General features: G+C 48.5%; 16 protein-coding genes and 1 pseudogene. 13 read left to right on the top strand and 4 right to left on the bottom strand.

The features are described from left to right. Positions 1 to 2 precede the first annotated feature (2 nt). The 13 genes from ACR0QN_RS11000 to ACR0QN_RS10940 all read left to right on the top strand — a co-directional run bounded on the left by ACR0QN_RS11000 (position 3) and on the right by ACR0QN_RS10940 (position 11,183). On the top strand, positions 3 to 377 hold the full coding sequence (locus tag ACR0QN_RS11000) for a GntR family transcriptional regulator (protein ID WP_432651265.1): 375 nt from the start codon (positions 3 to 5) through the stop codon (positions 375 to 377). Beyond that, on the top strand, positions 370 to 1,266 hold the full coding sequence (locus ACR0QN_RS10995) for an ABC transporter ATP-binding protein (protein WP_432651264.1): 897 nt from the start codon (positions 370 to 372) through the stop codon (positions 1,264 to 1,266). Before ACR0QN_RS11000 ends, ACR0QN_RS10995 begins: the two co-directional genes overlap by 8 nt. Next, entirely contained in the window at positions 1,244 to 3,847 is a 2,604-nt protein-coding gene (locus tag ACR0QN_RS10990) for a hypothetical protein (protein WP_432651263.1), read from the top strand. The genes ACR0QN_RS10995 and ACR0QN_RS10990 overlap by 23 nt, the downstream gene beginning before the upstream one ends. 105 nt (positions 3,848 to 3,952) lie before the next feature. Continuing rightward, complete coding sequence (locus ACR0QN_RS10985; RefSeq protein ID WP_432651262.1) at positions 3,953 to 4,342, top strand: hypothetical protein; 390 nt, start codon at positions 3,953 to 3,955, stop codon at positions 4,340 to 4,342. Between the two features lie 313 nt (positions 4,343 to 4,655). Then, positions 4,656 to 5,036, top strand: coding sequence for a hypothetical protein (locus tag ACR0QN_RS10980; RefSeq protein WP_432651261.1), 381 nt, complete (start codon positions 4,656 to 4,658; stop codon positions 5,034 to 5,036). Further along, positions 5,033 to 5,344: a hypothetical protein gene (locus ACR0QN_RS10975; RefSeq protein ID WP_432651260.1), complete on the top strand. Its 312-nt coding sequence runs from the start codon at positions 5,033 to 5,035 to the stop codon at positions 5,342 to 5,344. Before ACR0QN_RS10980 ends, ACR0QN_RS10975 begins: the two co-directional genes overlap by 4 nt. A gap of 26 nt (positions 5,345 to 5,370) precedes the next feature. Continuing rightward, positions 5,371 to 6,063, top strand: a complete 693-nt coding sequence (gene ureA / locus ACR0QN_RS10970) for an urease subunit gamma (RefSeq protein ID WP_432651259.1) — start codon at positions 5,371 to 5,373, stop codon at positions 6,061 to 6,063. Then, positions 6,056 to 7,768 (top strand): urease subunit alpha, encoded by a 1,713-nt coding sequence (ureC, locus tag ACR0QN_RS10965; RefSeq protein ID WP_432651258.1) that lies wholly within the window; start codon positions 6,056 to 6,058, stop codon positions 7,766 to 7,768. The genes ureA and ureC overlap by 8 nt, the downstream gene beginning before the upstream one ends. 66 nt (positions 7,769 to 7,834) lie before the next feature. Beyond that, positions 7,835 to 8,314, top strand: a complete 480-nt coding sequence (locus ACR0QN_RS10960) for an urease accessory protein UreE (protein ID WP_432651257.1) — start codon at positions 7,835 to 7,837, stop codon at positions 8,312 to 8,314. 5 nt (positions 8,315 to 8,319) lie between these two features. Further along, positions 8,320 to 8,991 (top strand): urease accessory protein UreF, encoded by a 672-nt coding sequence (locus ACR0QN_RS10955; RefSeq protein WP_432651256.1) that lies wholly within the window; start codon positions 8,320 to 8,322, stop codon positions 8,989 to 8,991. Positions 8,992 to 9,009: 18 nt separating this feature from the next. Beyond that, a complete protein-coding gene (ureG, locus tag ACR0QN_RS10950; protein WP_432651255.1) occupies positions 9,010 to 9,621 on the top strand; it encodes an urease accessory protein UreG in 612 nt (203 codons plus the stop codon). A 1-nt stretch (position 9,622) separates the two neighbouring features. After that, complete coding sequence (locus ACR0QN_RS10945; RefSeq protein ID WP_432651254.1) at positions 9,623 to 10,372, top strand: urease accessory protein UreD; 750 nt, start codon at positions 9,623 to 9,625, stop codon at positions 10,370 to 10,372. Between the two features lie 52 nt (positions 10,373 to 10,424). Then, positions 10,425 to 11,183, top strand: a complete 759-nt coding sequence (locus tag ACR0QN_RS10940; protein WP_432651253.1) for a response regulator transcription factor — start codon at positions 10,425 to 10,427, stop codon at positions 11,181 to 11,183. 49 nt (positions 11,184 to 11,232) lie between these two features. Here the strand turns inward: ACR0QN_RS10940 and ACR0QN_RS10935 are convergent, their stop codons facing one another. The 4 genes and pseudogenes from ACR0QN_RS10935 to ACR0QN_RS10920 all read right to left on the bottom strand — a co-directional run bounded on the left by ACR0QN_RS10935 (position 11,233) and on the right by ACR0QN_RS10920 (position 18,485). Further along, a complete protein-coding gene (locus tag ACR0QN_RS10935) occupies positions 11,233 to 14,901 on the bottom strand; it encodes a hypothetical protein (protein WP_432651252.1) in 3,669 nt (1,222 codons plus the stop codon). Beyond that, a complete protein-coding gene (locus ACR0QN_RS10930) occupies positions 14,898 to 17,342 on the bottom strand; it encodes an efflux RND transporter permease subunit (protein WP_432651251.1) in 2,445 nt (814 codons plus the stop codon). Before ACR0QN_RS10930 ends, ACR0QN_RS10935 begins: the two co-directional genes overlap by 4 nt. Before the next feature lie 260 nt (positions 17,343 to 17,602). Next, positions 17,603 to 18,292: pseudogene (locus ACR0QN_RS10925) on the bottom strand (alpha/beta hydrolase fold domain-containing protein); the annotation flags it as partial. Positions 18,293 to 18,401: 109 nt separating this feature from the next. Next, entirely contained in the window at positions 18,402 to 18,485 is an 84-nt protein-coding gene (locus ACR0QN_RS10920; RefSeq protein WP_432651278.1) for an IS3 family transposase, read from the bottom strand. Position 18,486: the final 1 nt, after the last annotated feature.

Genomic DNA, 18,486 nt, shown 5'->3' with positions numbered 1-18,486 from the left:
AAATGTTCGACATAGACCTTCAGAGCAGAACTCCCATATACGAGCAGCTCTATAAGCGAGTGGTGGAGCTGACGGTAAAAAAGCAGCTGCGCCCCGGGGATAAGCTGCCCTCGGTAAGAGAGCTTGCCAAGTCGCTGGGAGTAAATTCCAACACCGTTTCAAAAGCATTTCAGGACCTGGAGCACGACGGGATAATCTACTCCCTTGCAGGACGTGGAAGCTTTATTTCCGATAAAAACGGCGATGTGATAAAGCAGAATGCCGCAGAAACCTTCACCCTTGCGGCAAAGGAAGCCGCAGCAGCAGGGCTTACCGCAGAAGAAATGACGGATATCATAAAAGAAATAACTCAGACAGGGGGAAACAAAATTGATTAAGCTTACAGGCGTTACCAAAAAATTCGGAGACTTCACCGCTCTTGACGGCATAGACCTTATGATACCCAAAGGCACTTCATTCGGACTGTTAGGCTCCAACGGAGCGGGCAAATCCACCATTCTGAGACTTCTCTCTGGAATTTACTCCCAGGACGGCGGAAGCGTTCAGATAGACGGCGAAGAGGTCTTTGACAACACCACCATAAAGGAAAAGGTGTTTTTCATAAATGACGAGACTGTACAGTTCGGAAGCTTTACCTTAAAGGGGCTTAAAGATTATTACAAAGGCTTTTACCCGAATTTCTCCGAGGAGCTTTTTGAGGAGCTGAGAAATACTGTAAATCTGCCGATGGACAAAAAGCTTGACCATTTTTCAAAGGGAATGAAGCGGCAGGCGGTAGTTATCACAGGTCTTGCCTGCCAGACGGATTATCTTCTTCTTGACGAAGCCTTTGACGGTCTCGACCCCACAATGAGGATAATCGTAAAGCGTATGCTCGTAGACGCAATGCTTGACCGTCAGCTCACCACCGTCATCTCCTCCCACAACCTAAAGGAGATAAACGAGGTCTGCGACAGAGTAGCGCTTCTGCATCAGGGAAAAATGCTCTTTAACCGTGACCTTGACAGCGTTAAGGGCAGCATTCACAAGGTACAGGCGGCATTCAAGGAAGAATACACAAAGGAGGATTTCGAGAAATACGGCATTCTCCACTACAGCCGCAGCCAGAGCATACATTATCTGATAATGAAAGGCTCGGAGGAAGAAATAAGGGAAAAGCTTTCGGAGAAAGACCCCATAGTTTTAGACCTTATACCGCTTTCACTTGAAGAAATATTTATCTACGAAATGGAGGGAATGGGCTATGACGCAGGTCAGCTCGACTAAAAAAGAAAAAAGCTTCGCAAGCGGGGCAATGGGGCATAATTTCAGGTTTAATGTCAAAGATAATTTCAAGCTGATGATAGTGATATTCGTGCTGCATTTTGCGGCAGCTCCCCTGCTTCTTATCACATCACTTGCGGAAATTCTGACAACAGGCAGACACGGGGGCTTTGACGAAGGCTTTATAGCCGCAGCGGTCATAGGAACGGGACTTGCGGCAGCCTCGGGAATGATATGCGCCCTAACCGTTTTCAAATATCTCTACAACAAATCGGCGGTTGATATGAGACTGTCTCTGCCCATGACCACCTCACAGCGTTTCATTTCCGATTTCCTGTCGGGACTTTTCATCTATATCATACCCTACATCGCCGCAGAAATAATAAGCTGGCTTTTAATGCTTGCAGGACACCTTCTCTGCGACGGAAAGACCTTTACCTATACCCTTCCTGACTCCTCACTGCAGACAAAAACCTATTCCTGGGTATGCAACTTTTTCGAGCAGGCAGCTCCCTTCCTCTGGAGAGGAATGTTAGGCGGACTTATGCTGATGATAATGTTCTATGCAGTTACAGTCCTTGTGGCAGGCTGCTGCGGAAATATTTTCGAGTCTGCGGCGTATGATATCCTGCTTAATATCCTTGTTCCCGTTTCGGTATACCTTGGGATTTTTTCGATAAGCAGCAATGTTACGGGATTTTTGGAAGATGTATACATTCAGAAGACCATCCCCTACTGCGGACCCTTCGGAGGAGCATACGGACTTATTCTGACCCTTGAAAATCTGAATGCACAGCTTGGCGACCCATATAGTTATTCAATGTATTCCCCCTCGCTCATTGACCCTCTGAGCTTCGGAATATGGTTCCTGCTCTTCACCCTCTGCACACTTGCAGTTATCGGGATATCCTTCCTCATCTACAGAAAGCGCAGAGCGGAGGACACAGGCAAGCCCGTTGTATTCGGCATTTTCCACCATATCATAATGACCCTGGGTATATTCTCCCTCTGCTATCTTATGATAGTCGACGGCACACAGAATTTCGTTCCTGTTATCGTTATAACCTTTATTGTTTACCTTGTAATGCACGTTATTCGAAACAGAGGCTTCGGAAAAATCGTGTCGGGACTTGTGATATATGGGGCGACCATAGTGCTTTCCATCGGCTCATTCCTTCTTATCCACGACACAAAGGCATTGGGAGCAGGAGACTATGTTCCCGACCCCGAAAGCATTTCAAGTGCGCAGATAACCTATGCGGGAATGTTCGAGAAAGGCTCAAGGTACGAAACTCCCATAACCGAGCTGACCGATATATCGGCACTTACCACCCTCACCGAGACCCATAAGCAGATAATCGATTATCATAATAACTATGACGAAAGCACCAATCTGTACAGATGCCTTATGGACGAAACATTCAGCATAAAATACAAATTAAAATCGGGCAGAACGGTAATGCGCAGCTACTATGACCCGGGCAACACCGCCGTAAACACCCTCAGCACCCTTGATACGACCCGAGAGGTAACACAGTCAAGAGCGGAGCTTGTAAGAAGGTCTGTAAGCGATTATGTTATCGCCTCTCTGAAGGAATATGAGGAAAACTCCGACAGTATGGGCTACAAGCAAAAGCTCACCGACCTCTATGCCGAGCTGATGCCCCAGTGGAGCTACAGCAGCGGCGGCAAGGACTATCACGAATCCTGCCGCAAGGGCTACAGCGAGCTTCCCGAGGATTTTCTCTACAGACTCGGCGATTGTCTCTATAACGATATCCTTTCCGAATCCCCCGATGAATACTATTCTCCCTCGGGCAGAGTATGGCAGTTTAATATCTTCAATATGAATTTTATCAAGATAAAGGAAAGCTACACCGAAACAATAGCATATCTTTCCTCCTGCGGCTTTGACACACTTCCCGAGACTACAGAAGAGCTTGTGAAAAAGTTCATCACCTCGCCCATAGACGGTATAGGAATATCAATGAGCAGCCAGCCTCTTATCGGATATATGACAGGTGAAGATCTGCCCACCGCCACCTATTATTACCTTAACGGCGGCTATTTCAGATACAAGGACACCTCAATAAATCCCTACATCTTCTCAGCGGCATATGAATACTACGATGAACTTTTAACGCTTATCACCCACAGCTATAAGGAGTATAAATCCGACAAAAGCTGTTATACTATAAGCGTGAGCGGAAACAGCGCCGTTATCTCCGAGGAATACAGCGACGTGGCTGAACGAGTATTCATCAGAATGACCGCCGACAGAGCAAGCTATATGGCAGAGCAGGATTTCTTTGAAGCTCCCTTTGAAAGAGACGAAAACGGAAACTCCTTCTACGGCTATTCGGAATACCTCTCGAAGTTTATAGAATTCTACGGCAAGGATAAAATAGTCTCGGCACTGAGCTATTACTATGACAGCAAAACAGCTGAGGAGACCTACCAAAACCTTACCGAATGGGCAAAGGTCAATACGAATTTCAGCGATGAATACAGCGAAATTTACGATGCTCTCGCAGCCGAAGGCTATAAAGTCGTGACCGAAGCCTATACAGTACCGTTAGACTAAACTCCCCGTGATATACGGCAAACGGGTTTGCAGCTTTTTCCGTTCATCATTTCTGATATTGAACACGCAGGGGGCACAAGCTCTGCGGGAAAGGATAGCAGACGTATGAAAAAGAAAGCAGCATTACTGCCCTTGCTTCTCGGTTTTGGCATAATGTTCACCGCCTGCGGCGCAAACAACGCACAGACAGGTAACGGAGAGAACGGACAAAACGGTCAGAGCGCAGGCTCCACCGCCAATTCGTCAGGCGCAAACAGCGGCACAAGCGTTAACAACGGAGCAGGCACAAACAATCCAGGGAACGGAAATGGTTCCGTTATCGGTGACAACAACGCCCGCACAGGCGATGTAGATGGCGACGGTATCATCGAGGACATCGTAACAGGAGCCGAGGACGTGGTAAACGGCGTTGCAAGAGGCGCAGACAACATTCTTGAGGACATCGCCCCCGGCGAGCAAGATAACGCAACTCAGACAACAACGGTAAACAGATAAAAAATCTCTATCTCCCATACGGCTGAGCTTTATTAGCCGTATGGGAGATTTTTATTCGTTTTTGAAATATCAAAACGCTTTAGTTTCATTTCTGCTTTATATCAAGGTTCCCGACAGCTAACCAAAGCGAAAATCTCCCCACATCTCAAAACCACGTACCTAAGCGGATTTATTGTGATAACAATATCTTTTTTCATAATGTTAAAAAAATATACATTGACATTACAGTACCTCTAAGAGTTATAATATAACCATAAAAATGAAATTTGCAAATTAAAATCCTGCAAATTCAAAACTGAAAGGACTGTATAATATGGCTTGTTTTATCGTACCCGGCGCAGAGGCAATTATCGCCGCCGCAGCTTCAAAGATCATCGCAGTAAGTGAGGAAAAGGGTCATATCCATTCTGAGGAAACCGCAGCTAAGCTTTCCGAAAAGGTAAGCTGGCTTGCAAAGCTTGGAGGAGGCGGCTCCGCACTCCTTGCTTTTGAACACCTCTGGCACGGAGAAATATCCCCCTTCTTCCCCTTCCTCACCGCCGCCGCAGACCCCGAAAAAACAAGCATTATGCTTCACGAAATGGCAACGGTGGGAACAGCCATGTCCCTGCTCATAACCGCCGTATGGATAGGAATGCTCGTGATAACAGCCTCTGTCAGAAAGAAAGCCGCAAAGGAGAGTGAGCTTAAATGACCCTGCTCGTGACCGTATTGGCCGCCGTAATATCCACCGCCGTTTGGTACTCAAGCGAAAAAGCCAGGAGCCTCAAAGTAAGTTCCCTTATGTTTATGTACTGGGGCGCAGCCCTGATGTGGCTTGTTGACGCCGTTTTTGAATACGCAGAACTGAGAGCGGAATTTTTCACTCCCGCTCCCGCAGATATGATAAACGACCTTTTCTTAGGTTTTGCCGCCGTAGCCTTCGGACTTGTCATATGGACGGTAATTTTACTTGTAAAAGACCCCAAGGGCGTATTAAAAGCAGCGCTGATAAAAAAGTAATCAACAGGAATGTGAGGTAATAAAAAATGCGGCTTACCCCAAGAGAGCAGGAACGCCTGATGATACATCTTGCAGGCGGACTTGCCAAAGAGAGAAAAGCAAGAGGCGTAAGGCTTAATTACCCCGAAGCCATAGCCTACATAACCTCCGAGCTTTTGGAAAAGGCTCGTGACGGAAAGACAGTCACAGAGCTTATGAGCAAGGGCAGAAAGCTTCTCACCGCCCAAGATGTAATGGACGGTGTTCCCGAAATGCTCCGCGAGATACAGTTTGAAGCCACCTTCCCCGACGGCACCAAGCTTGTGACCGTCCACGAACCCATCGTCCCCGAAAATAAGCTTATTCCCGGAGAGATAATCACCGAAGAGGGCGATATCGAAATAAACAAGGGCAAAGAGGCTCTCCCCCTCACCGTAACAAACACCGCCGACCGTCCAATACAGGTAGGCTCTCATTTCCATTTCTTCGAGGTAAACAAAGCTCTTGAATTTAACAGAGCCGCCGCCTTTGGTATGCGCCTTGACATTCCCGCAGGAACGGCAGTCCGCTTTGAGCCGGGGGAAAGCAAGGAAATAAGCCTTATCCCCATAGGCGGAAGCCGCAAAGGCTTCGGACTTAACGACCTTGTTTCGGGAAATATGGACGACAGCGAAATAAAAGCTGCGGCTCTGAAAAAAGCCGCAGAGTCGGGCTTCAAAGGAGGTTACGGCAATGTTTAAAATGTCCAGAAAGCAGTATGCGGATATGTACGGTCCCACCACAGGGGACAGGATACGTCTGGGCGATACCTCCCTCATAATCGAGGTAGAAAAGGACTACGCAGTCTACGGCGAAGAAGCTAAATTCGGCGGCGGAAAATCCCTCAGAGACGGAATGGGACAATCCTGCTCCGTAAGGGACACCGACTGCCCCGACACCGTCATCACAGGCGCAGTAGTAGTTGACTGTACGGGAATTTACAAGGCTGATATCGGCATAAAGGACGGAAAGATATGCGGTATCGGCAAGGCAGGAAATCCCGATATTATGGACGGCGTTACCCCCTCTCTGGTGTTCGGCGCAGGCACCGAAGCCATAGTGGGTGAAGGACTTATCCTCACCGCAGGAGGCATTGACACCCATATCCATTTCATCAGCCCCACCCAGATAGAAACAGCCCTCTATTCGGGCATAACCACAATGATAGGCGGCGGCACAGGTCCCGCAGACGGCACCAATGCCACCACCTGCACCCCGGGAAAATTCAACATTGAAAAAATGCTTGAAGCCGCCGAAGAATATCCGATGAACTTAGGCTTTCTCGGCAAGGGCAACAGCGGCAGTCTCGACACCCTCACCGAGCAGATAGAAGCAGGTGCCTGCGGACTGAAAATACACGAGGACTGGGGCTCCACCCCTTCGGTAATAAACAAAGCGCTGATGGCAGCGGATAAATACGACGTGCAGGTGTCTATCCATACCGATACCCTTAACGAAGGCGGCTTTGTGGAGGATACCATAGCTGCAATAGGCGGCAGAACTATCCACACCTACCATACCGAAGGAGCAGGCGGCGGTCACGCCCCCGATATAATCAAAGCAGCAGCATTCCCCAATATTCTCCCCTCCTCCACCAACCCCACAATGCCCTTTACGAAGAATACCCTTGACGAGCACCTGGATATGCTTATGGTCTGCCACCACCTTGACAGCAAGGTGCCCGAGGACGTGGCATTTGCGGATTCAAGGATTCGCCCCGAGACCATAGCCGCCGAAGATGTGCTTCACGATATGGGCATATTCAGTATGATGTCCAGCGACAGCCAGGCAATGGGACGAGTAGGCGAGGTCATCACAAGAACGTGGCAGACCGCTTCAAAAATGAAGGATCAGCGTGGCGCACTCCCCGAGGACAGCGACCGAAACGATAACTTCCGAGTAAAGCGCTACGTTTCCAAATACACCATAAACCCTGCCATAACTCACGGCATATCCGAATACGTAGGCTCAGTTGAAGTGGGAAAGATCGCAGACCTTGTGCTCTGGAAGCCTGCAATGTTCGGCGCAAAGCCCGAAATGATAATCAAGGGCGGATTTATCTGCGCCTCACGAATGGGCGATGCCAATGCCTCTATCCCCACACCTCAGCCCGTTATCTACACAAAGATGTTCGGAGCGGAAGGACTTGCGAAAAAGCGCACCTGCATAAGCTTCGTGTCAAAGGCGGCAGCGGACAGCGGCATTGCAGAGCGGCTTGGACTTCAGAAGATCGTTCTCCCCGTAAAGAACTGCAGGAATATCGGCAAAAAGGATATGCGCTTTAATGACCGCACAGGAGATATCAGGGTAGACCCCGAGACCTACAGCGTAACGGTGGACGGCGAACCCATCACCTGCAAGGCTGCGGAAAGCCTTCCCCTCACTCAGAGATATTTCCTGTTCTGATTATAGCACAAATATTCTGATTTGTCAACAGTAAAACAAAACAAATTTTCTAACGGAGTTTTATATATGATAACCGAAAAAATAACAGGCAAGCTTACCCAAACAGATAAGCAGGTAGACTACGTATCAATCGACTGGTTCGAGCGTGACAAAAAGCTGCTGAGAAAGACCACCGACAAGGGCGAGGAGATCGGCATAAAAATACCCACCCCCTTAAATGAGAACGATATAATCTACGAGGACGATAACCGCATTATCGCCGTTACCATCGCCCCCTGCGACCTTATCAGCGTAAAGATATCGGATATCCGTGAAATGGGCAGGCTCTGCTTCGAGCTTGGCAACCGTCACCTTTCCCTTGCCATCGGGGAGGACGAGGTAAAATGCCCCTATGACGAACCCACCTTTGAATATCTGAAAAAGCTTGGCTTCAAAGCAGAAAAGATACACGGCAAATTCACAGGCTACACCGAATGCCGTGGACACGCTCACTCTGACAGTGAGCATACTCACGAACATACCCACACCCACGAGCATTCTCACTAATGCCTATGAACACAGACATAAAGCTTATCCGTCTCGCACAGGCTCTCGACCCCCTTTTCCCCATAGGCTCCTTCACCCTCTCAAACGGAACGGAGACCTATACGGCAAAGGAGATCGTCACCGACAGATCTGCTCTGTCACAGCTTCTGAACGCCTATATCTATACTCTCCCCACCGGGGACTTAGGCTTCGGAGCAAAAGCAGCCTCGGGAGAGGATATACCTCTCCTTGACGATATCTGCGCCGCCTCAAAGTCCCCCTATGAGCTTCGTGACGGCAGCTCAAAGCTTTGCAGACGGTTTATAAAGGCACAATCGGCACTCTGCCCCACCCCTCGCCTGACGGACTATTCCCAAAGGATAGAAACAGGTGAATGCACAGGCTTTCACCCCATAGCTGTGGGACTTTTCATTGCCGATATCGGAGCGGATATACGGGAGGGGCTTTCACTCTATGCCTACAGCCTTCTCTCGGCAATGGCAAACCACGCCGTAAAGCTTGTGCCGCTGAGACAGCTTGACGGTCAGACCGCCTTATATGAGGCAATGGAGCGTATACCCGAAGCGGCAGAAAAAGCCCTTTCTGTACCCATAGACGATCTGGGCATAAGCGGCAGCGGCTTTGAACTTCGCTCAATGCAGCACGAAAAGCTTTTTACAAGAATTTACATATCATAATATTTCGGAGTTGATAAAATGTCATACGTAAAGATCGGCGTGGGAGGTCCCGTAGGCTCGGGAAAGACCGCCCTCATCGAACGGCTCACAAGAAAAATGTCTGAAGAATACAGCATATGCGTTGTCACCAACGACATCTACACCAAAGAGGACGCAGAATTTCTCATAAAAAATTCTGCTCTTGACCCCGAAAGGATCGTAGGCGTTGAAACAGGAGGCTGTCCCCATACCGCCATACGTGAGGACTGCTCAATGAACCTTGAAGCGGTGGACGAAATGGCGAAAAAGTTCCCCGATGTTCAGATAATTTTCATTGAAAGCGGCGGCGATAATCTGTCAGCCACATTTTCCCCCGACCTGGCGGACGCTTCCATATATGTCATAGACGTGGCGCAGGGAGAGAAAATTCCCCGAAAGGGCGGTCCCGGAGTTACCCGTTCCGACCTGCTTGTCATCAACAAGACAGACCTTGCCCCTATGGTAGGAGCAAGCCTTGAGGTAATGGCAAGGGACTCGGAGCGAATGAGAGGCACCCGCCCCTTTATGTTCACAAATCTTATGACCCTTGAGGGCGTTGACGATATCATCGGCTGGATAAAAAAATACGTCCTTATGGAAGACCTGAAATAAGATGAGCGTCCTTAAACTCACCGCCGAATACAAAAACGGCAGAACGGTAATAACAGACAGCGAATTTACCGCTCCTCTGAAAATAGCGCTCCCCTTTTACCGCACAGACCACACCGAAGTAATGATGATGGCAGCAAGCGCAGGAATACTTGAGGGCGATGTCTACGATATTGAAATAACCGTCAGGGAAAAAGCCTTTCTCAAATTCACAGGGCAGTCCTACACAAAGGTATTCAAAGCGGATAAACAAGGTGCCTCGCAGAACGTGAAAATAACCGTTGAAAAGGGCGGCACACTTATCTATGACCCCTGCCCCGTCATACCCTTCGGCGGAAGCATATTTGACAGCAGGACAGACGTGTATCTCAGTAAGGGCAGCCGCCTTGCAATGACGGATATCCTCGCCTCGGGACGAGCGGCAATGAACGAGGAGTTTGCCTTTAAAAGCTATCGCTCAAGAACAGCCGTACATATTGACGGCAGGCTTTCCTATCTTGACAACAGACGACTTGTCCCCGAAGAAGCACCCCTTCGTGGCATAGGTTTTTTTGAGGGCTATTCTCATACTGCCTCCGCCTATTTTTACGGCATAGACAAGCAGCCCCTTGAGGACGCTCTTTCGGGCTATTCCTCGGGAGAAGCGGCTCTGAGTCTTGCGGCGGCAGGTATATCCGTCCGAGCCGCAGGGAACGGCGCAGACCCTATTCACAGACTTTTTGAAACTATGACCAAAACTCTGTCAGCAGACTGATATAAACATTTTTGAGACGACAAAAAACTCTCCCGAAAGGAGCGTCCCGTAAATGTACCGAATACTGCTGGCGGAGAGCGATCCCTTCTGCCGCCTGTCCTACAGAAAAATGAATGTCTGGGAAGAATACGGCTTTGAAATATCCGCCGAAGCGGTAAACGGCAGAGAAGTGCTGAGACTCATTGAAAAAGAGCCCTTCGACCTGCTGATATCCGACATAAAAATGCCCGTAATGGGCGGCTTGGAGCTGCTCCGCACCCTTCGGAGCAGCGGACTTGACCTTGCCGCCGTGTTCATCAGCTCCCGCACAGAATTTGAATATGCAAGAGAAGCGATGATACTGGGCGCAAAGGATTTTCTGAAAAAGCCTGCCTCGGAGGAAGCTGTGGGAGAAATGCTCGGACGTGTCCGCCGAAGTCTCGGCGGCAGCGATGAAGCAGAGGTAAGCGGCATTGTGGCTCGTGTAATGGAGCAGATAGGGGCAGATATCGGCAGGGATATTTTTCTGCATAACGTCAGCCTGTTTCTCTCGGAAAATCTCTGCCGTGCGGTGTCAATGACCGAAGCGGCGGAGAATATGAATATGAGCCGTGACTATTTCGGAAAATGCTTCAAGCGCCGCTCGGGAAAGAGCTTCAACACCGTTCACACAATGATAAAAATGGAATATGCCAAAACTCTCATAGACTCGGGCAAGTACAAAAATTACGAGATATCCGAAAAGCTTGGCATCTGCGACCCGGATTATTTCACCAAGCTTTTCAAATCCGTCACGGGAATGACCCCAACGGGATATAAAAACAGAACATAAAAAACGCTTCTGTCGGCAAACCAAAGCCTGCCGACAGGAGCGTTTATTTTTACTTAGATTTTTTCTTCTTGTGTATCACCGCAATAATGCCTGCAGCAAGAACAGCCGCACTACCCGATACCGCAGCAACAGCAGCCACATTAACCGGCTTTTCCGAAGCGGTCATCACAAAACTGCCGCCCGAAGCCGTAAATACAACATAGCTTCCGTCCGTCTCGCAGGGGACCGCTGCCCCGTCAATTTTAATAACGGTCTTATCAGGCTCCGTAACAGGCAGGAAACGGATAAGCCGATCGCTGTTATTATCCTCGGGAATATGTACCTCCCAGCTTTCATTGCCAAGGTCTGTGACCTGAAGCTTGTCCGTATCGGTAAATGTGCCCTCCGCCATAAATATGGGGCGTCCGCTTTCCCGGGTGACCTCCGACGATATTGCAGTAACGTTCGGGATATATTCAGCCTTGATAACAGCGCCGTAAGTCATATTGCTGTAATCGTGCTCCTCCCACTTAGCAAAATAGCCGTTCTTGCGTGGTGCCTCTGGAAGCTCGCTTTCATCAAGGGACTCGCCGTACCTGAACGAAACAACATCTACCACCTTGTCCTCCGCCACAAATGTAAGAGTGAGCTCTTTAAACTCCTCGGGAATGTTCTCCATAGCCGTCATTTCATCATATGAAACAGGGAACGCCTTGCCGTCATAGCTTATCCCGTCAATGCCCCCCGTGCCGTCTTCAACGAAAACATTGCCCTCAGGCTCGCCGTCGCAGTCTCCTGCCACAGCTCCCGAATATTCGTCGGAGGAGTCAATGGAAACATAGCTTACACAGCTGCTTATATCGTGACCCGAGCCTGCAATGCCGCCGATGTAGTCATCACCCTCAAGGCGGCACATAGCAAAGCTGCCGAATATTGCCGCCGAGGACTTGCCCGCAACGCCGCCCACATAGCTTCCGTCCGTAGACTTTACATCTCCGAAGCCTTTGCAGTTAATGATACAGCCCGTGTCCATACTGCCTGCGATTCCGCCTGCGCCGTCCTTCTTGGAAGTCACCTTGCCGCTGTTTACGCAGCTTCTGACAACCGTTCTGGACTGGTACATAAAATCAAGTGACCTGTCGCCTATCTGGTCGATATCACCCTCGGGGTCATAGGAATTTTCAATGCCCATTTCTCCCACGATGCCGCCTGCGCTCACATCTGCGAATATCTCTCCAAAATTTGTGCAGGAAGCGATCTTTCCGTCCGCCCTGCCCTCTGTGTCCGAAGCGGAGATATCCTCGGTGTAATCTTTAAGGCTCTTGGGATCATCGGTCATTTCCTCCGTCATATCTATAATAACGTCGTAAACCTCCGAAGCCTTGCTGTTGAGCGCCTTTAAGTCCTCGGACAGAATATTCACCGAGTCTCCCGCAGATACGTTCAGAACATCAAGGTCGTCAAACAGAGTGCTTAAATTATCCGACAGACTGTTTTTGATATTCTCGAAATTCTCGTCTGTGCCCGTAAAGGTTATCTTCTCTTTTCCGGCGAAATAATCGGCAATGTCGTGGAGATAGCCGAGACCGTCAGACAGATAAACAGAAGCGTCATTTGAATACTGAACCGCTTCCTCAGCAGCATAAGCCGCCGCAATTACAGACGCAGCGCTGTCGTCCAGGAAAGGCCAGGCTTCTTTTATCCTGTCAATGAGAGAGCCTGTCATCTCTTCCACCTCTCCCACCGAGGAAGATGTGTCTTTCAGGTAACCGATTATCTCGGTAAGGCTGTCAAAGCTTATGTCGCCCGCAGGACCCGTTCCCGATGAGGTGTATGACGAAGCCTGCGAACGTATCATAGAAGCACATTCCGACAGCTCGTCCTTAAGGCTTCCCACAGCAGAAGCGTCAATGAGCATATTCATTCCCTCTGTCAGATCGGACAATGCGTCAAATATTCCTTCAAACGAGCCGCCTGTGAATACATTGAGAATATCGCTTATGCTGTCCCTGTATTCGCCGGGGTCTTCAATGCCCATATCAAGAAGATCCTGCAGATGTCTGACAGAATTTTCTGCCTCTGCGATCTCATCGGATAACCCGTCCGTGCTTTCCTGCAAAGCGGAAAGACTGTCCTTTATTTTGTTCAGCGCATTTTCCGTATCGGGAGAAGCGGAAATATCGTCAAGAGCGGTAATAGTGCTGTAAATAATATCTCTTATGGACTGCACAGACTGACCGAAAATGTAAAGATCGTTTTTCAGACCATTCAGAGCACCCGACAGACCGTTAGGGTCGCCAAGGGAATTCTGTGCAGATGTAAGCCCGTCCTGCATTGACTCGTTTGCATTTTTAAGGGACTCCACAGCAGCCGACAGATCGTCTAAGGCAGGGAACAGTATATCCATTGCCTCGTCGCTGCCCTCCATAGCCTCCGCCAGCAGGTCGTTTGCCTCCCAGAGCTTGTCAACAGCTTCGGTAAAGGAATCGGAAGCCTTTGAAAAGCTGTCTGCCGCAGGCTCGGACATATCTATAAGGTCGGACACACGGGAACTAAGCTCATTAACGGAGTCAATGTTTTCGTTGATAATGCTGTCGGTCTCGTCAAGAAGATCTGCTGTGTCACTTTTCACCGCTTTAAGGCTGTCGATCATACCGTCCACATTGCCCGAAAGGGTGTCCGAGGAACCGTTTAAGTCGTCAATAGTTTTGTCAACGATGACATTCAGCTCGTCAAGCCTGTCTTTCAGCTTCTGAACGGAGGACTCTGAGAACAGCAGAGAAAAATGAGGTTCAGCCTGACCTGCAATTCCGCCCGTGTCCTTTCTTCCGTTTATGGTGCCGTAATTTTCACAGCCGCTTATGTAGCCGTTCTGCCTGCCGCAGATACCGCCGATATTATAGCCGATATGAGCATAGCCCACATCTCCCCTGTTGATGCACTTCTGCACATTGCCCGAAGAATAGCCCGCAATACCGCCTGCGTCTGTTGAGTCTGTAGACTTTTCGGTGGAATAGATATCGTCAATGTTAATATTCTCAAGATCTAAAGCGTTGTCGGAAACATTGGTATTTACGGAAGCCGAATTTTCGCAGAGCATAATGCAGCCTCTGTTTTCCCCTGCGATACCGCCTGTGAAATGCTCCGACTGTATACGTCCGTTTGCTTTGCAGCAGGAGATAAGACCCGTTTCTTCGTTTACTCCAACGATACCTCCGCAGTATTCCTTGCCCGTAACAACTCCGTCAAAGGAACAGCCGTAGATCGTGCCCCTGTTAACTCCTGCCACAGCGCCGCACTTTGACGATGTACCCGAGGGAGCTATCTTGCAGGAAACATTTAAATTCATAACTCTGCCGCTTTTCTCGATATAACGGAAAAGTCCCTGAACAGAGCCGTTATCCTCTATGGAAAAGCCGCTTATTTTGTGGCCGTTGCCCTCGAATGTACCGCTGAATGAGGGAATGGGTATAAACTCCGCTTCGGAAGATGCAAAACTGATATCCGAATCAAGAATGACCGTCATTCCTCTTGAATAGCTGTCCAGTCTGCACTTTTCTGCGAATTTTGCGAAGTCCTCGGCTGAATTTATATATACCGTATTGCCGAGCTTTGACGCATCAGAAACATTTCCGGCAGCGGACAGATCCTCCGCAAATACATATGCAGAGCTGTAAAGAGAGCTTACGGAAAGTATGACCGCAAGTGCGGCGGCAGCGCAGCGTTTTATCATCATCACTTACGCACCTCCTCTTTTTCGTTATCGCCGATACCCGTATCATTTATGTTTTCGGGCAGCTCCTCAAAATTCCTGCTTTCGATCTTTGCGTCAACTTCTCCCACGATAATTCCGTTAACAACAGCGTCGATCCTGCCGTTAACATATCCGTGAACAATACCCGTAACAGCGATCTTGCCGCCGGATATCTGAGTGCGTTCACGCTTCTTGATAGTAAAGGAGGTCTTTTCGATAATGGTGTCGCCCAGGATAAGTATCTGCGGAAGAACGCCCATTACAAGGACGATAGACATAATGGTTCCACGTCCGAGACATACGCCGATAGAGGAAATGGTTCCGTCGGAGGAAAGCTGACCGATAAGTATTCCTGCGGCGGCAAGGATAGCGCCAGATGTGATAATGGTGGGGAAAGCCTGATTTAAGGTCTCGGTGATTGCGTCCTTGATGGACATTTCCTGCTTGAGCTCCATATATCTGCTTGAGATAACGATAGCATAGTCAATGTTTGCGCCCATCTGAATGGAGTTAACTATAAGGTAGCTGAGGAAGAACAGGCTTGTGTTCTGCAGATAAGGAAATGAGAAATTCATCCAGATACTTCCCTGGATAACTGCAATAAGCAGCACAGGCAGACCTGCCGACTTAAATGTAAAGAGCAGGATTATGATAACAAACAGAGCGGACAGGATACTGATTATAAGATTATCCGTTACGAAGGAAGATGAAAGATCGTAGTCGCTGGTGGAGTTGCCCACAAGGTAAACGTCGTCTGAATAATATTTCGCCGCTTCTTCGTGAATGGTGGCAAGGAAATCAAAGGTCTCCTCGCCTTCCTCGGGGAGGTTCAGATAAACGAGGATACGGCTGTAGTTGTCGCTTCTGAGCTGGAGCATAGCCTTGTCGAGAGTGGTGTGCAGCTCCTCGAGGGTGTCCATAAGCTCGTCGTCCAATGTAACATATCCCTTGTCAACCTCGTCGTAGGTAAACAGGAACATATCAATTAAGGGGACCGAGTAGGACTCAAGACCGTTTACCACCTCGCCGTAATTTTCATCATTCACGGCATAAGCGGCATAAAGCACCTTTGCCACCTCGTAATCCAGTTCCACAAGCTCGGAAAACTGTCTCGGGGTAAGAGCGTCTGTCAGAACATAGCCGTCCATAGCTTCAATATTTGCAAGTCCTAAGCAGGAGTCCACCTCGCTGTAGCTTTCAAGCTTTCTTATAAGCTTTCCCTCCGACTCGTAATCACCCGAGGGAACGATAAGAGCGGCAAGGTTTGAGGAGCCGAAATTATCCTTTATCTTCTGCTCCGCAAGCTGCTGTTCACTGTGGCGTGTGGTCTCAAGGTCGGTGGTTCCGTAGCAGTAGGGGCATTTGCTTGAAAATACGAAGGCAACGCAGACAAGACCCACAAATACGGGAGGGATAACATATTTTGTTGCAAAGGCAAACTTGCCCACAGCGGAAATTTTCGGCACGAAATTCTTATGAACAGTCTTGTCGATAAGCTTTGAAAATACCATAATAAGCCCCGGCATAAGGGTAAATACCGACAAGAGGCTGAGAAGTATCGCCTTGATAAGCACCATTGCAAGGTCTGAGCCTATCTTGAACTGCATAAATGCAAGAGCGATAAGACCCGAAATGGTGGTAAGGCTGCTGGAGGATATTTCGGGGATAGCCTTGCTCAGAGCGGTAATGCAGGCTTCACGGCAGTCAAGATGCTCGTGCTCCTCGCTGTAGCGGTGAATAAGAATAATGGCATAGTCAATGGCAAGAGCAAGCTGGAGAACGATAGTTACGGAATTTGAGATAAAAGAAATCGTTCCAAGCAGGAAGTTAGTGCCCATATTTGCAAGAGCAGCCGCTCCGAATGTGCAGATAAGCACGGGTATCTCGGCATACGCCTTTGAGGTAAACAGCAGCACCAGCAGAATGATTATCGCAGCAATGGCTGTTACCGTCTGCATTTCTGCCGCAAGCTGAGCCGAAGAGTCGCTGCCCACCGTGCTGGAAATGGAAACGTCCAGACCCGAAAGCATTTCCTTTATTTCATTCATAGCGTCAATGCTTATCTGCTCGTCCTCTTCGCCGTCAAAGGTCACAGAGAACATAGCTGCAGAATTTTTGTAATGGTCCTCGGTATTGTCAAAAGCCGCCTCGGAAACGCCGTCAATGGCTTCAATATCTTCGGCGATCTTTTCGGCTTCATCATATGTAATGTTAGATATCATTACCGAAGCGGAACCGTATGTGGTAAATTCCTCGTCCATAATGGTAAGGCCACGCCTTGTTTCCGTAGTCTCGGGAAGATAGGACGTGATATCGTTTTCAACCTTGACCCAGCCGCTGACAAAAACGCAGAATATCAGAAGGAATATCCACAGAAGAAATATAAGATTTCGCTTGTCAACTATAAAGGTCGCAAGCTTATACATAAAAGTCTCATTTTCCTCTTTGGGAGGGTCAGGAAATTTCTTTGACAAAAGCTTCACTCCTTGCTGTATATATTATATAAATTATATTTCAGACTGCACAAAATGTCAATGTGCATTATGTATGATTTTTACGAAAATATCAAACCATTTTTCGAATAATTCGAAAAAATTAAAATGATACATCAAAAGCTGTAAAAATATGCAGAAAAATATCCGTCGGGAGACCGTTTCCCCGACGGATATTTTCTGCTGAACGCTTTTTACAGCACTCCGTTTTTTATAAAATTCTCAATAATACCCAGGACTCTCTCCGACCAGAATTCTCTGCCGCCGTGATGCGCTCCTTCAATTGCGTAAAATCTCGCCGCCTTTTTCTGCTCTTTCAGCTTGTCATAAAGCATACAGCTCTGACCGAATGGCACAAGCTCGTCATTTGTGCCGTGGAAAATAAGAACAGGCGGTATTTTTCTGTCGGCGCAGATGTAATTTGTCACCACAGTAGGAGCGGCAAGCTGCGGATTTTCGGCAACGTTTTTTCTTCCGATAAGAAAGCCTGCGGGGCTGTCCGCTGTCATATGGTTCTGAGATGACGGCTCATCGTTCATTTTTGAAATATTGACCGGACCGTAAAGATCAATAATGCCCCTGACGGAAGAGTCCGCTTCATTGTAAATATCCTCTTCAAATCCGTCTGTGCCTGCGGTAAGTCCTGCCATCAAAGCGCTGTGACCGCCGGACGAGTCTCCCATAAGCCACACGTTATTTTCATCATATCCGTACTTATCCCCATTCAGCTTCAGAAATCTGACCGCCGCCTTTACGTCAAGGGTCTGAGCAGGAAAGGGTGCAGCCTCCGAGCCTCTGTACTGTACGGAAGCCACCGCAAAGCCACGGTTTGCCAGCAGGCACAGTCTCGGAATAGTCTCGGGGATATTCTGCCAATAAAACGCCGAGCCTGTGACATACTGGAGTGCCCCCTGTCAAGTAGACAGCTGAAAAAAAAAAAAGAATATTTAGAGTTTGTTCAAATCCACCCTGCTGCGCAGCAGGGTGGATTTTTTACGCCGCCGCTGCCGAGTGATATTCCATAGGTGTCATACATTTCAATTTTAACTGGTAACGTCTGGTATTGTAAAACTCAATG

Source organism: Huintestinicola sp. (assembly GCF_050874005.1).
Classification (GTDB): domain Bacteria; phylum Bacillota; class Clostridia; order Oscillospirales; family Ruminococcaceae; genus Huintestinicola.
Note: the sequence above shows the minus strand (reverse complement) of the source record. Positions and strands in the feature narration are given on the sequence as shown.